Genomic DNA, 14214 nt, shown 5'->3' on the forward strand with positions numbered 1-14214 from the left:
TCAGGCCGGTATTGCGCACATCGCGCAAACGCCCGGCCCCACTCACGTTACTTGCAGCTCAGTGCCACCAAGCCGTTGATGTTGCCCGTCGTCGTAGCCGGGATGCCGTACGACACGATCAGGTACGGTTGCTTCGCATTCGAACCCATGACCGTGCTCATCAGAGTCGACTTCGTTTTGGAGCTCAGCTCCGTGAGGCCGACGGAGGAAGTCCCGACGAACGACTGGTTCTGGTCGTTGCCGATCGAATACTGCAGATTCAACGTGTAGTTGATGGCCGTATTGCCGAACGTGTCCGTCCCGCTCGTCAGCGTCGCCGCAGCGCCAGCCAGCGAACCCGGTGCCGTGTTACCGTCCACCGATGTCGGGCGCGTTGCAAAGGCGAGCGAACATTGCATCTGCACGGGCGAGGTCACATCGATTGCAACCGGTACGCCAACTGCCCAGACCTGGCCTTGATTGGCGTTATACGTAGCGCCAGACGAATCGGCGCCGTCTGCCCAGCGGCCGATCGCGATGTCGCCATTTCCGGCGAGGTCCGTCACGACGCCTTTCGTCAGCGTTTTGATCGTGCCCGACGAACCGTACGGAATCGCGATATACGCACCCGGCGCCTGCTCTTTGAGCGTCGATACTGGCTGAGAAAGGGCCGTCAGCGTGTAATTCCCGCTCGGCATCTGCGCGCCGTTCCAGGACGCGGGCGGCATCAGAACACGAACCGTCGAAACCTGGCTCGAGATCGATTGCGATTGCCCTTCCACACGAATCCCCGACGAAGACGACGCGCTGCCCGACGGTGCTCCGTTCGACGACGCGCCACTCGATGCGGCATTGCTACCGCTGCCGCCATCGTCACCACCGCCACATGCGCTCAGGCCAAACGCGGCCACCACCGCAAACGTTGCCGTAACGGCTTGAAAAACACGACGCTTCTCGTACAGGTTCTGCATAACCTTTCCTTCTTCTCTTTCTCGATCGACAAAAACACCCGAGTCGCAACACATGTCGTTGCGCTCGGACCACCCCAACTACACTTAGAACAACGTGCTGACCTGGAACAGCAGCGTCGGCGAACTCGTCTTGAAGCCCTGCGGCTTCGACAAAGGAAACCCGAGCGACACGTCGTAGTTCAGTGCGGCACCGAGCACGTTCTTCGGTGCGAGATTGCCGCGCACACCGACAACGGCACCGACCAACGTTTCGCCGAGCAGGTACTGTGCGGCCGGCCCTCGCACGCGCCCGGCATCGACGCCGGCATAAAGCGCCTGCGTGCCAACAGGCGTCGGCACATACCAGTCAAGTTCGTTGGAAACGACCCAGCCGCTCTCTGCAGCCAGCGTCAGTTGCTGATCGAAGCCGCGCACGGCGTAACGCGTGCCGATCGTGAAATAGTCGGAAGGGGTCAGGGGCGTACGTGCGTTCTGCATGTTCCAGCCGAACTGGTACGAGAACGTCTGACTGCCGATCTTGAAAGGGACCTGGGCACTGACGCTCGCCAACTCAACCTGTGTCTTGCCGTCGAAGTCGGGGGCGCCGACCACCGTGCCCGAATTACTGGACAGCCCCGGCAGCGATGCGCGCCAGGCGAACGAGCCGTCGAGGACAACATCGCCGATGTACTGGCGATGCGCGATGCCGAGCTCGTAACCGATGATGTCGCGATGCTGCACGGGAAGATCGACACCATCCAGCGAGTTGCGACTGATCTTATGAAACAGGTTGCCGTGAAGCTCCGTACGCGCGTGAGCGTTCCGATAGATCACGCCCGACAGGCCAGCCTGAAGCTGTGACTGCACGCCGCTGTATTCGATCGGCGCATCGAAGCCGGCCACCGTCTGCTTGTAGCGGGAACGGCTCGCGTTCAACGTCAGCATTGCATAGCCAATCGGCACACCGTAGTTCGCAGACACCGACTGGTTACCCTTGTCGGATGCGCCAAAATTCGCATTCGTCGTGCCGGCGATTTGCAACTGGTCGTAGAGGTGGAACGGCGAGTCGAACGTGAACGAGCCCGACAGTTCATACTTGCCCGTGGAATCGAGGCCCGCGTTGTCCGTACCGATAACGGCATGCCAGCGCTTGCCGGTTCCGGGGTGAAAGACGAGTTCGGAGTCTCCCGGATTCAGGCCCGGCGCGATGTCGAACGTGGCATCGGATTGGGATTGAAGACGACGCAGGTTCTCCAGCCCTTGATCGATGTCGCGCTGGTTCAACAGCACTCCGCCCGACATCGGCAACGCCGCGCGCAACCAGCCGATTGTGGACTTGTCTGCTCGGACATCACTAATGCGCCCCGGCACAACGCGCAGCGTCAACGTGCCCGATTGCAACGTTTGCGTCGGCACGAGCATGCGAGACGTCACGTAACCGCGCTCGATCAGCGCATTATTGGCGGCATCCTGGATCTGCTTGAGTGCCGTCTTGCCGACACACTGGCCCACGACCGGCTGAAGGAAACGCGCGAGCCAGCCGAACGCATTGTCTTCCAGCACGATTTCCTTGATCGGAAAACACGGATTATCGAGCGGCAGGTTCGAGACGCCGAGGACCGCAGTTTTCTCTCCTGTCGGCGTCAATACGTTGGGGCGCGGGTTCAGCTCCTTGGTAGCCTCAAGTTGCTGCTGCTGCAAACGCTGGATTTGTGGGCCGAACGTAGTTTCGGATGGCGGAACGCCTTGGGCCAGCGCAGAAACGCTCGCCAACGCCGAAATCAACGCTGCCGAAGTTTCTCGTTTCTTCACTTGTTAGCGGCGTAATGGTTGGTCTCTCGCGCCGTAATCTATCGAAGTATTCGCCCGTGCATTGTCAAGAATTGCAATGACGATTGATCGATTGACCGCCCAGTTCCGATGCTGTAGCGACTCTCTTGGCCCGATAACTTCTATTACGGCAGCTGCAACCACCCCTTATAATTAACAATTAGAAACATTTAAACAAGTTAGCCATCCATTCATTTAGAGACGCCAGAAGCACCCTTCCTTCCGTCTCTTTCGACACCTCATAGCACTGAATACTCGGCTCTCTCTTTGTTTTTTCTGCAAAATCAGTTCTCGTCGTTACCGAGCATCCATTTCGCAAATTAATTTCAAGACAGTCGCGAACTGTTTCTTGCCAGCAAGCTCTATCATTTAGATAATCCTCTCAAGCAAAAAATCTTGACATGTTTAACTTTTTCATCGGTTTTTTATGCATTGAAATGCCGGTTCGTTCACGATAATCGCACACGTCAACGTGTCGCGTATCTACAACGGTCTCTGCAAGGGCAAAGCCGAGTTCGACACCGCATTCGAGTTTTTCGGACACATATCACCTTCCCGAGCACGGCCTGCTACGGCCGCTCCGCCGCTGCAGTTCCGCTGGCGCACTTCGCTCAGGAATTTCCGTGATCTCTCATCTCCCTCCCTTCGTCCTTATCGGGCTGGGCCTCGCACTCGTCGCGATGTTCGGGTTCGGCTTCTATTAGCTCGCGACCAAGGACCGGCCGACACGCCCTCTTTCCCCCGTCACGCCCCCGCCGGCTCGTGGCACCATCTGCACGCGCGTCACTGATGTCGATGAAGACGACGAACGGGAAGCGTTCGCGCCGTATCCCGATTAGGTTGTTCAGGCGGCACACGAAGCCACCATCGAATCACACGACAGCTATCCCCCCGTTTGGCCAACACGAAGAACCCGTCCACGCATCCCCTGCGAGCGAAGCTCGCCATGATCTGCACGACGCGATCGAATCGTTGATGGGCGAACCAGACAAGCCGGCGCCGCCCCAGCCCGCCACCGCATCGTCATCCGGACCGACGATCCGCTCTCCACGCTGTCTGTCGTCACGTATCGACACGCGCAATCGCGCCCGCATAGCCGGTAGCACCATCGGCAGCGTTGCCGGGGCGACGGGCGGCATGGCCGCCGTACTCGCGGGCGCTGAGACCGGTGCCGTCGTCGGCTCGATTGCTGGCCCAGTCGGCACGCTGTTCAGCGGCCTCGCCGGCGCGGTCATCGCCGGACTCGTCGGCAGCGCCGCAGGCTGTGCGGCCGGCTCGGCCGTCGGTGACGCAATTGATGACAACGTTCTCAACAGTCACCACTGCTGCCTGAGCTGTGGGCACGCCTTCCGCGCCACGCAAAGCTGAACGGTCCCGCTCGTCTACCTCGCATCTCCCAACCGCTCCCCCTCGTCCGGCACTCGCCGGACTGTATGTCCTCGTCTATTTTTCAGGAGGCTTTATGCACCTTGTTTCTTCTATGGCCTATGTCGGCGCAGAGCCTTGGCATGGCCTGGGTAACCGGCTCGCGCCCAAACAGTCACTCGAAGTCTGGCGTCGCGCCGCCGGCATGAACGGCGTATCGAAGAAGCCGAAGTGTGCTTCGTCGCTGCTGGCGGCCGCAATCTCGGTTCAATTCACGCGTCCCCCGAACAGAAAGTGCTGTACCGTTCGGACACCAAGGCGCCGCTAAGCGTTGTGAGCGCCCGCTACCAGGTCGTGCAGCCCGAAGGGATTCTAGAGTTTTACCGTGATTTGCCAGAGATCGGCGGCTTCCAGCTCGAGACCGCCGGCACATTAAAAGGCGGACGGAAAATCTGGGCGCTCGCACCGGTCAATCCGGCACGCTCAAGGACAAAGACGAGGTGAACGGCTACTTGTTGCTCGCCACGGTGTGCGACGGCACGCTCGCGACGGCTGCACAATTCGTATCAATATCAATTCGTGTGGTCCGTAAGAATACGCTTGCGATCGCCCTAAGCAATGGTATCGACACGGTAAAAGTCTTCCATCGTTCGCAATTCGACGCGGCCGCAGTGAAACGACAACTCGGCATAGCGGTCTCCACTTGGCTAGCCACAAAGGGCGCGATACATAGTCGCCTTTTCGTGCGACGTAATGGCCATCAAAAGACATTGTCGAAGAGGCCGTAATCACCTTGCCTTCGTGGTCAGTGTCATCGTGAAGGCGGATTAGATTTATCATGATATTCCGTCTTGACAAAAAATGACCCTAATTTTTCGTTTTGCAAGAAGAGAATGTATTTGGGATGGCAGTTATCTTAAGGTTGTCATCGAGAATGAACTTACGCTCCCGACACTCGGAAGGCTTCCCGTTTGATGCGGCTATATAGTATTTTACGACAAGTATCTTGCTGTCCGCCTTGCTTAGCAATTCTGTGATATATGATCTACCATCCTGAGTTTTAGCAGGGGTTTTTCCATTTGATGAAAAAATATCCAGGGAGTTTAAATCCTTTCCCGCTGAAAGGTCTGATAAGGTGTAATAGCGGCACTCCATGCCGCAACTATGAATCCCGATGTGATATTTTCCTGCGAAATTTATTACAGGAGGCTCCACTAGCTTGTCATCGTCATCCCGCCATCCGGAATCTGTTTTCTTGTAATACTTTGGTATGTGCAGGGAGCCTTGATAAAGAGCGGAAGGATGCTTGGCGAAATCGATATCCTCTCCCCAGCACAAGGCATAGCTTGTTGACGCAACCACAATGACACATTTCAATAAAATACCTGGCTTCATTTTCATTTAATTAAATCATCAAGACCAGGAACTGCAAGATCACTATTTCCTGCCGGCTCGCCCGCCACATACTTTTCAAAATGCTTTTTCACAGATTTCATGCTGACCCCACCTTGACCGGCCGTAAAGTTTGTCTTCACTGTCGCCCCCGCAGATTCCACGGCAGTTCATGTAACCACCATGTAACCCGATGATGGGAAATTCAATCCAACGATATAGCCCCACACTAGGATGTCGATCTACAACACCATCCCATTTCCCCTGATTCGGGTTAGAGGGTCGAATCCTTTCGCTCCGACCAAAGGAATCAAGGGGTTACGGTTGAACACCGTAATCCCTTTTTCCGTTTACGGGCGATTTTTGCCGGCATCCTGGATGCCCACCCGTTTTTCGGCACGCGCGGCGTGCGGCCCGGCCCCGGCTCAACCACCCCATCGCCCCGCCTACACATACACCGCCAAGCCCGCGCACGGAACTTGCTGGAACACGCGATAATACGTGTGAACAACCCGAACCGCGCATGAAAAACAACGTTCTCAAGCCAGCCCTCTGCGCGTCGCTGCTCGTGCTCGCCACCGTCGGCTCCGCATCGGCGAAAGCGCTCGACGACGCGCTCGACTGCCATTCGACCGGCCACAAGTTCGTCGCGCCGCTGCTCGCCGCCGGCGACATCCAGTCGGAGCCGATGCACGTCGAATCGAACTCGGTCAATGCGTTCCGCACGAGCCGCCCGCTGACGGCCTACGGCTTCGGCGTCTATGTCGTGCTAGGCTACCAGGCGAATGACCCGATCTTCCGTCCGGGCGACGGCACGCCGATCGGCGACTGGGCTTACGGGGTCGTCGTGCGCGGCACGAAGAGTTCGGTCGAGGAAGCCGTGCGCAAGGCCGGCAGCGACGCAACCGTCAAGCAGGCGTTCCCGTTCCTGACCGCGATCGTCTGCTCGTCGGACTGAGCGGACCGCCGGCACGCCGGTGCGGCCGCGCCTGAGCGGGCGCGCCGCCGGCATCGCTCCACCCGGAGCCCGAGCGCCTTCCGGCCCGCTATCGCCCCGTCACGCGCCGGTATACACCACGCGATACGGAATACCGACCTTCTCCCACTCCGCCGCCTCCTGGCTGAGGCTGTAGTCGGTCAACGGGTTCTGCTCGACCCAGGCGTTCGGCAGACGCACCTCATACCCGCCCTTCTTCATCTGCGAAACGGAAATGTCGGGCAGCCCCGCGTCGGTCCGGCGCCGGCACAGCAGCGCCGCGAGCCGCAGGCAGAACAGCAGCGGCCACTCGACCTCGCGCGCCTGCGACAATTTCCCGAGCTTGCCCGCATGGCCGAGCACGAGCGCCGCGAGCCGCGCCTGGTCGGTGCGCGAAAAACCCGGCATGTCCGCGTTGCTCGCGATATAGGCCGAATGCTTGTGATACGCGCTGTGCGAGATCGACAGGCCGATCTCGTGCAGCGCGGCCGCCCAGCCGAGGAACATCCGCCCTTCCTCGCGCGCTTCCTCGTCGTCTTCCTCGAGCTCGTCGTAGAAGCGCCCGGCGAGCGCGCCGATCCGCTCGGCCTGCGCACGATCGACGCCGTAGCGGCGCATGAAACCCTCGACGGTCACCGCACGCATGTCCTCGTGCTGCGTCCGGCCGAGCAGGTCGTACAGCACGCCGAGGCGCAGCGCGCCGTCGGTCGTATCGACGTAGTCGACGCCCAGCTCCTCGAACACCGCCAGCATGATCGCCAGGCCGCCGGCAAGCACCGGCACGCGGTCGGGCTTCAGCGCGATCAGCTTCAGCCGGTTGACGTTCTCCGACTTGATCAGCGCACGCTTGAGCCGCTCGAGGCCGCCGCGCGAAATGCCGTGCGTGATGCCCGGATCGTTGAAGCCGTTCGCCTCGACGAGTTCCGCGAGCGCGCGCGCGGTGCCGGACGACCCGATCGCCTGATCCCAGCCGGCCTTCTTGTATTCGCTCGAAATGATCTGGATCTCGCGCTTGGCCGCGAGTTCGGCCTGCCGCATCGTGTATTCGTCGACGTTGCCGGCCGGAAAGAAGGTGCGGCTATGGCTTACACAACCGATGTAGAGGCTTTCCATCACGATCGGCGTGTAGTGCGAACCGATGATGAATTCGGTCGAGCCGCCGCCGATGTCGACGACGAGCCGCTTGCCGGCACTCGCCGGCACCGAGTGCGCGGCGCCCGCATAGATGAGGCGCGCCTCTTCGCGGCCCGCGATCACTTCGATCGGGAACCCGAGCGCCGCCTCGGCCTCGCCGAGGAATTCGGCGGCGTTCTTCGCGACGCGCAGCGTGTTGGTCGCCACCGCGCGCACATGATCGGGATGGAAATCGCGCAGGCGCTCGCCGAACCGCTTGAGCGCCTCCCAGCCACGTTCCTGCGACGCGCGATCGAGCATCTTGTCGCTCGACAGGCCGGCGGCCAGCCGAACCGGCTCGCGCAGCGCGTCGACGGGGTAGATCTGGCTGCCCGCCGGCGTTTCCTCGACGCGCCCGACGATCAGCCGGAAGCTGTTCGAGCCGAGATCCACGGCAGCCAGCAAGTGGGGAGTTGTAACCATCAGAAGGGGGCTCCGTGCGCGTTCTTCCGCGGCCGCCGTTCCGGCAACCGCGGGCGATCAATCAAAGGCGACATTTTAAGCGTGGAACGCTTGCCGTTGCCACGCTTCACGGGCATGCACACTGCTCGATTCCATATAGCCGAAACATTTATGCGACGAAACGGTTACGGCGTAGAATTTCCCGATATAAAAACCATTGCTGTCATCAGCACGTCATCGTACCGTGAGAGTTTCCGAGCGTCCTTTCGATTCATCGCCTGAATTCCCCCCTACTCTGCCGATGTCCGTCCGTTACCCGCTTCTCAATCGTGAACTCGGCATCCTCGGTTTCAACGAGCGCGTGCTGGCCCAGGCGGCCGACCCGCAAGTGCCGTTGCTCGAGCGCCTGCGCTTCATCTGCATCACCAGCAGCAACCTCGACGAATTCTTCGAAGTCCGGATGGCCGGCCTGCAGGAACAAATCCGCGACAACCCCGGCGCGCTCACGCCCGACGGCATGTCGTTACAGCACGCTTACGATCTCGTCGTCGAACGCGCGCAGCGGCTCGTTCATCGACAGTACACGATGCTGCACGAAACCGTGCTGCCGGCGCTCGAACAGGAAGGCATCTACTTCCACGCGAGCGACTCGTGGAACGACGAGCAGCTCGAATGGGCGCGCCACTATTTCCTCGACGAGCTGCTGCCCGTGCTGACGCCGATCGGCCTCGATCCCGCCCACCCGTTCCCGCGCGTACTGAACAAGAGCCTGAACTTCGTCGTCGAGCTCGAAGGCCGCGACGCGTTCGGTCGCCAGGCCGTGATGGGCATCGTGCAGGCGCCGCGCGCGCTGCCGCGCGTGGTGCGCATGCCGCATGCGCTGTCGGGTTTCGAGCACGGCTTCGTGCTGTTGAGCTCGTTCATGCAGCGCTTCGTCGGCGAACTCTTCCCGCAACTCGTCGTGAAGAGCTGCAACCAGTTCCGCATCACGCGCAACAGCGAGCTGTTCGTCGACGAAGACGAAATCACGAACCTGCGTGTCGCGCTGCAGGGCGAACTGCCCGCGCGCCACCTCGGCAACGCGGTACGCCTCGAAGTGTCGGCCGACACGCCGCTGCACATCGTGCGACGCCTGCTCGAGGAAAGCGAACTCGGCGACAAGGACTGCTATCGCGTGGCCGGGTCCGTGAACCTCGTGCGCCTGATGCAGATTCCCGATCTCGTCGACCGCCCCGACCTGAAGTTCACGCCGTTTACCGCATCGACGCCTGCCGCCATCACCAACGCGCCGACGATGTTCGACGCGATCGACGCCGGCGACATCCTGCTGCACCACCCGTACGAAAGCTTCCAGCCGGTGCTCGAACTGCTGCAGCAGGCCGCGAGAGACCCGAGCGTCGTCGCGATCAAACAGACGATCTACCGCACCGGCACCGACTCGCCGCTGATGGACGCACTGATGGAAGCCGCGCGCAACGGCAAGGAAGTGACCGTCGTCGTCGAGCTGCTCGCGCGCTTCGACGAGGAAACCAACATCAACTGGGCGTCGCAGCTCGAAGCCGTCGGCGCGCATGTCGTGTACGGCGTGGTCGGCCACAAGTGCCACGCGAAGATGATGCTGATCGTGCGACGTGTCGTGCAGGCCGGCAAGGCGTCGCTGCGCCGCTACGTGCACCTCGGCACCGGCAATTACCATCCGCGCACCGCACGCCTCTACACCGACTTCGGGTTGATGACGGCCGACCAGAAGATCTGCGAGGACGTTCATCACGTATTCCAGCAACTGACCGGCATCGGCGGCGAACTGACGCTGCACGAGCTGTGGCAGTCGCCGTTCACGCTGCATCCGCGCATCATCGATTCGATCCGCGCGGAGATCGTCAATGCGCAGGCCGGCAAGCGCGCGCGCATCGTCGCGAAAATGAACGCGCTGCTGGAGCCGTCGGTGATCGCCGCGCTGTACGAAGCGTCGCAGGCCGGCGTCAAGGTCGACCTGATCGTGCGCGGCGTCTGCGCGCTGAAGCCCGGTGTGCCGGGGCTGTCGGAAAACATCACGGTGCGCTCGATCGTCGGCCGCTTCCTCGAACACCACCGCATCTACTATTTCCACGCGGGCGGCGCCGAGGACGTCTATCTGTCGAGCGCCGACTGGATGGACCGCAACCTGTTCCGCCGCGTCGAAGTCGCGTTCCCGATCCGCGAGCGCAAGCTCAAGCGGCGCGTGATCGCCGAAGGGCTGTCGGTGTGCCTCGGCGACAATCAGTCGGCCTGGCAGATGCACAGCGACGGCCACTATCGCCGCCGTCGCACCGGCAAGACGATCCGCAACGCACAGCTCGGGTTACTCGCGAAATTCTGCTCGTGAGCCGCCGGCGCGATGCGGGTCGAGCGCCGCTTCGCCCCCAAAAAAAGCAGCCCGCGGGCTGCTTTTTTGATGCCGGGCCGCTACGCGATCATGCTTCGTAAGCGGCCGGCCGGATCGCGATGATGCGCGAGCCCGGGAACCGTGCGGTAAACGTACTGCCGCGTCCTTCCTCGCTCTGCACGTACAGATGCGCGTCGTGCCGCTGCAGCACGTGCTTGACGATCGCGAGCCCGAGGCCCGTGCCGCCCGTATCGCGCGACCGGCTGCGATCGACGCGGTAGAAGCGCTCGGTGAGCCGCGGCAGGTCCGCGGCCGGAATCCCGAAGCCGCTGTCCGTGACGGAAAAGACGCCCTGCGCGCCCTCGCGCCGCCACGACACGACGATCTTGCCGCCGTCCGGCGTATAGCGGATCGCGTTCGTGACGAGATTCGCGAACGCGCTGAACAACTCCGTCTGCGCGCCCGTGACGCCGAGCGTCTCGTCGATCGAGAACGCGATGTCGTGATGCCCGTTCGACAGCGTGTGCGCATCCTCCTTCAGATGATCGAACACCGCACGCATGTCGATCGCGTGATCGACCGGCGGCTTGCTCTCGCCTTCCAGCTTCGCGAGCACCAGCAGGTCGGTCACGATGTGCCGCATCCGCGATGCCTGTTGCTCCATCATGTCGAGATAGCGCGCGCGATCCTCCTCGTTCAGCGGCAACTCGCGCATCGTCTCGAGGAAGCCCGACAGCACGGTGAGCGGCGTCTTCAATTCGTGCGACACGTTCGCGACGAAGTCGCGCCGCATCGCGTCGGTGCGCTCGAGCTCGGTGATGTCCTGCGTGAGCAGCAGCTTGCGGTTCTCGCCGTACGGAAACACCTGCACGGCCAGCACGTTCTGCCGCGAATCGCCCATGCCGCGCATCACCAGCGTCTCGTCGTAATGCTGCGCATTCAGGTAGCGGACGAAGTCGGGGTGGCGCACCAGGTTCGTGATGTGCTGGCGCAGGTCGCGCTTCGCATCGAGGCCGAAATGGACTTCGGCGATCGCGTTGCACCATTCGATCTGGTCGTGGTCGTCAAGCATCGCGACGCCGTTCGGCGACGCCTGGATCGCCTGGATGAAGCGCGAATGCTGCTGTTCGACCTGTCGCACCTGCGCATGCCACTGCTTCGCGAGCTTGTGCAGCCGATAGTAGATTTCGCCCCAGATGCCCGGCGCGCTCGGCACTTCGCCGTAGACCGGCGCATCGAGCAGGCGCCACAAACGTTGCGTATGGAAGGTGCTGAAAAAGCCCTGCGCGACCAGCATCACGACCACGAACGCTAGGCCCGCGGTCGGGCCAGCGAAGACACCGACCAACACGCCGATCAGCACGAGCAGCACGAGCGACACCAGAAAGCGCGCCCAGATGATGTTCATGATTCAGCGTCCGAAAGAATGAACGGCATGCCGCGGCACACGGCATGCCCGAATACGTTACGCGTGCTTGGCGAGGCGGTAGCCGCTGCCGCGCACGGTTTCGATCATCGCATCGCAGCCGGCCGGTTTCAAGGCCGCGCGCAATCGTTTGATGTGCACGTCGACGGTGCGCTCCTCGACGAACACGTGGTCGCCCCACACCTGGTCGAGCAACTGCGTGCGGCTGTGCACGCGCTCCGGATGCGTCATGAAGAAATGCAGCAGGCGGAACTCGGTCGGGCCGAGATCGAGCTTGATCTCACTGCCGTCGCCGTGCGCGGCGACGCGATGCGTGGCAGGGTCGAGCCGCAGCCCGTTGATCGACACGACGTCCTCGGTCAGCTGCGGTGCGCGGCGGCGCAGCACGGCCTTGATGCGCGCCATCAATTCCTTCGGCGAGAACGGCTTCGTCACGTAGTCGTCCGCGCCGATCTCGAGGCCGAGCACCTTGTCCTGCTCGTCGCCGCGGGCGGTGAGCATGATGATCGGGATGTGCTTGGTCCGTTCGTTGTTGCGCAGGTCGCGCGCGAACGCGATACCGGACTTGCCCGGCAGCATCCAGTCGAGCAGCACGAGATCGGGCAGCACGTCGCTGATCAGGTTCTGCGCCTGTTCGGCGTTGTACGCGCGGATCGGGCAGTGACCGGCGTGCTGGAGATTCACCGAGATCAGTTCGGAAATCGCGGGCTCATCTTCAACGACGAGAATGTTGCTGGGCATCGGCACCTCTGTTCTTCCTGTACGGAGTCGATTAACTGTTGGCTTCGCGATCGAGCGTGTCGCGCGGCTGGTGCCGCACGTCGGTGCCCTTCACGATGTAGATGATGAATTCGGCGATGTTCTTCGCGTGGTCGCCGATCCGTTCGATCGCTTTCGCGATGAACAGGTACTCGAGGCCGACCGAGATCGTGCGCGGATCTTCCTGCATGTACGACACGAGCTTGCGCACGAACGCGCGAAACTCCATGTCGATCTCCTTGTCGTCCTTGACGATCTGCGCGGCGGCCACCGTATCCAGGCGCGCGAACGCGTCGAGCGCGCGGCGCAGGATCGTCACGGCCATCTCGCCCGACACCTTGATCTCGGCGATGTTGACCGCACGCGCGGCCGGCTCGTCGACCAGGCGGCGCACGCGCTTCGCGATCTTCTCGGCCTCGTCGCCGGCGCGTTCGAGGTTCGTAATCGTTTTCGAAATCGACATCAAAAGACGCAGGTCGCGCGCGGCGGGCTGCCTCCGCGCGATGATGTTGCCGCACTCCTGGTCGATGTCCACTTCCATCGCGTTCAGCGTTTCCTCGGCCGCGATCACCTTCTCGGCCGTCTCGCGATCGAATTCGTTCAGCGCGTGCATCGCGCCGACGATCTGCGACTCCACGAGGCCGCCCATTTCCAGCACTTTCGACGACACGGCATTCAGGTCCGCATCGAACTGGCTCGACAGATGTTTATCCGACATGACTGTTGTTCTCCGTCATCAACCGAAGCGGCCGGTGATGTAGTCTTCCGTTTCCTTGCGCACCGGCTTGATGAAGATCTTTTCGGTCTCGCCGAACTCGATCAGCTCGCCCAGGTACATGTAGGCCGTGTAATCCGAGCAACGTGCGGCCTGCTGCATGTTGTGCGTGACGATCACGACCGTGTAGTCACTCTTCAGCTCCGCGATCAGCTCTTCGATGCGGCCCGTCGAGATCGGGTCGAGCGCCGAGCACGGTTCGTCGAGCAGCAGCACTTCCGGACGGATCGCGATGCCGCGCGCGATGCACAGACGCTGCTGCTGGCCGCCCGACAACCCATAGCCGCTCTGGCTCAGCTTGTCCTTCACTTCGTTCCACAGCGCGGCCTTCGTGAGCGCCCATTCGACGCGGTCGTCCATTTCCGAACGCGTGAGCTTTTCGAACATCTTCACGCCGAACGCGATGTTGTCGTAGATCGACATCGGGAACGGGGTCGGCTTCTGGAACACCATGCCGATCCGCGCGCGCAGCAGCGAGATGTCGCGCTTCGTCGTCAGCAGGTTCTCGCCGTCCATCAGGATTTCGCCTTCGGCGCGTTGCTCCGGATAGAGCGCGAACATCTTGTTGAACGTGCGCAAGAGCGTCGACTTGCCGCAGCCCGACGGGCCGATGAACGCCGTCACCTTCCCTTCGGGAATGCGCAGGTTGATGTTCTTCAGCGCATGGAACTTGTTGTAGAAGAAGTTGAGGTTGTTGACCTCGATCTTCGCGTTCAGCGGCGCGAGCGGACGGCCGTTCGCCGCATCGTGCGTGCCGGTGGGCGCAGCGTTGCGCTCGACGGGATTCAGGTGGCTTTCTGCCATATTCATCGGATTGCTCCG

General features: G+C 61.6%; 11 protein-coding genes and 2 pseudogenes. 4 read left to right on the forward strand and 9 right to left on the reverse strand.

The features are described 5' to 3' along the window. Positions 1–47 precede the first annotated feature (47 nt). Both WS95_RS12360 and WS95_RS12365 read right to left on the reverse strand, forming a co-directional pair. Positions 48–950, reverse strand: a complete 903-nt coding sequence (locus WS95_RS12360) for a hypothetical protein (protein WP_059824073.1) — start codon at positions 948–950, stop codon at positions 48–50. An 84-nt stretch (positions 951–1034) separates the two neighbouring features. Next, on the reverse strand, positions 1035–2741 hold the full coding sequence (locus tag WS95_RS12365; RefSeq protein ID WP_059824075.1) for a ShlB/FhaC/HecB family hemolysin secretion/activation protein: 1707 nt from the start codon (positions 2739–2741) through the stop codon (positions 1035–1037). Between the two features lie 807 nt (positions 2742–3548). Here WS95_RS12365 and WS95_RS35745 point away from each other — a divergent pair. Together WS95_RS35745 and WS95_RS33235 are read left to right on the forward strand one after the other, a co-directional pair. After that, positions 3549–4127, forward strand: a complete 579-nt coding sequence (locus WS95_RS35745; protein ID WP_257139745.1) for a hypothetical protein — start codon at positions 3549–3551, stop codon at positions 4125–4127. A gap of 94 nt (positions 4128–4221) precedes the next feature. Then, positions 4222–4831 (forward strand): annotated as a pseudogene (locus WS95_RS33235) (DUF932 domain-containing protein); the annotation flags it as partial. 22 nt (positions 4832–4853) lie between these two features. Here the strand turns inward: WS95_RS33235 and WS95_RS34790 are convergent. Together WS95_RS34790 and WS95_RS33240 are read right to left on the reverse strand one after the other, a co-directional pair. Further along, a pseudogene (locus tag WS95_RS34790) lies at positions 4854–4964 on the reverse strand (PAAR domain-containing protein); the annotation flags it as partial. Positions 4965–4991: 27 nt separating this feature from the next. Beyond that, a complete protein-coding gene (locus tag WS95_RS33240; RefSeq protein WP_257139746.1) occupies positions 4992–5525 on the reverse strand; it encodes a hypothetical protein in 534 nt (177 codons plus the stop codon). Positions 5526–6039: 514 nt separating this feature from the next. On the opposite strand from WS95_RS33240, the gene WS95_RS12375 reads away from it, so the two are divergent. After that, the gene (locus tag WS95_RS12375; protein WP_059782643.1) at positions 6040–6474 is read left to right on the forward strand and encodes a hypothetical protein; all 435 of its coding nucleotides are present in this window, start codon (positions 6040–6042) and stop codon (positions 6472–6474) included. Positions 6475–6573: 99 nt separating this feature from the next. Here the strand turns inward: WS95_RS12375 and ppx are convergent, their stop codons facing one another. Further along, the gene (gene ppx / locus WS95_RS12380) at positions 6574–8088 is read right to left on the reverse strand and encodes an exopolyphosphatase (RefSeq protein ID WP_034206962.1); all 1515 of its coding nucleotides are present in this window, start codon (positions 8086–8088) and stop codon (positions 6574–6576) included. Positions 8089–8368: 280 nt separating this feature from the next. Between ppx and ppk1 the strand changes: the two genes are divergently transcribed. Further along, positions 8369–10432: a polyphosphate kinase 1 gene (gene ppk1 / locus WS95_RS12385; RefSeq protein ID WP_059501994.1), complete on the forward strand. Its 2064-nt coding sequence runs from the start codon at positions 8369–8371 to the stop codon at positions 10430–10432. A gap of 88 nt (positions 10433–10520) precedes the next feature. Here ppk1 and phoR read toward each other — a convergent pair whose 3' ends face one another. Genes phoR through pstB form a run of 4 tightly spaced genes read right to left on the reverse strand, consistent with a single transcriptional unit; the run spans position 10521 to position 14202 of the window. Continuing rightward, entirely contained in the window at positions 10521–11840 is a 1320-nt protein-coding gene (gene phoR, locus WS95_RS12390) for a phosphate regulon sensor histidine kinase PhoR (protein ID WP_059501992.1), read from the reverse strand. A gap of 57 nt (positions 11841–11897) precedes the next feature. Beyond that, positions 11898–12599 (reverse strand): phosphate regulon transcriptional regulator PhoB, encoded by a 702-nt coding sequence (phoB, locus tag WS95_RS12395; protein ID WP_006750313.1) that lies wholly within the window; start codon positions 12597–12599, stop codon positions 11898–11900. A 31-nt stretch (positions 12600–12630) separates the two neighbouring features. Beyond that, positions 12631–13335 (reverse strand): phosphate signaling complex protein PhoU, encoded by a 705-nt coding sequence (gene phoU / locus WS95_RS12400; RefSeq protein ID WP_034206959.1) that lies wholly within the window; start codon positions 13333–13335, stop codon positions 12631–12633. Positions 13336–13353: 18 nt separating this feature from the next. After that, positions 13354–14202, reverse strand: coding sequence for a phosphate ABC transporter ATP-binding protein PstB (gene pstB / locus WS95_RS12405; RefSeq protein WP_034206958.1), 849 nt, complete (start codon positions 14200–14202; stop codon positions 13354–13356). Positions 14203–14214: the final 12 nt, after the last annotated feature.

This window comes from Burkholderia sp. MSMB1826 (genome assembly GCF_001526325.1).
Classification (GTDB): domain Bacteria; phylum Pseudomonadota; class Gammaproteobacteria; order Burkholderiales; family Burkholderiaceae; genus Burkholderia.

Excerpts from the sequence above, each read along its gene's own strand:
- WS95_RS12360 (WP_059824073.1), bottom strand. The coding sequence starts at position 950 with ATGCAGAACCTGTACGAGAAGCGTCGTGTTTTTCAAGCCGTTACGGCA.
- WS95_RS35745 (WP_257139745.1), top strand. The coding sequence starts at position 3,549 with ATGTCGATGAAGACGACGAACGGGAAGCGTTCGCGCCGTATCCCGATT.
- WS95_RS33240 (WP_257139746.1), bottom strand. The coding sequence starts at position 5,525 with ATGAAAATGAAGCCAGGTATTTTATTGAAATGTGTCATTGTGGTTGCG.
- WS95_RS12375 (WP_059782643.1), top strand. The coding sequence starts at position 6,040 with ATGAAAAACAACGTTCTCAAGCCAGCCCTCTGCGCGTCGCTGCTCGTG.
- ppx (WP_034206962.1), bottom strand. The coding sequence starts at position 8,088 with ATGGTTACAACTCCCCACTTGCTGGCTGCCGTGGATCTCGGCTCGAAC.
- ppk1 (WP_059501994.1), top strand. The coding sequence starts at position 8,369 with ATGTCCGTCCGTTACCCGCTTCTCAATCGTGAACTCGGCATCCTCGGT.
- phoR (WP_059501992.1), bottom strand. The coding sequence starts at position 11,840 with ATGAACATCATCTGGGCGCGCTTTCTGGTGTCGCTCGTGCTGCTCGTG.
- phoB (WP_006750313.1), bottom strand. The coding sequence starts at position 12,599 with ATGCCCAGCAACATTCTCGTCGTTGAAGATGAGCCCGCGATTTCCGAA.
- phoU (WP_034206959.1), bottom strand. The coding sequence starts at position 13,335 with ATGTCGGATAAACATCTGTCGAGCCAGTTCGATGCGGACCTGAATGCC.
- pstB (WP_034206958.1), bottom strand. The coding sequence starts at position 14,202 with ATGAATATGGCAGAAAGCCACCTGAATCCCGTCGAGCGCAACGCTGCG.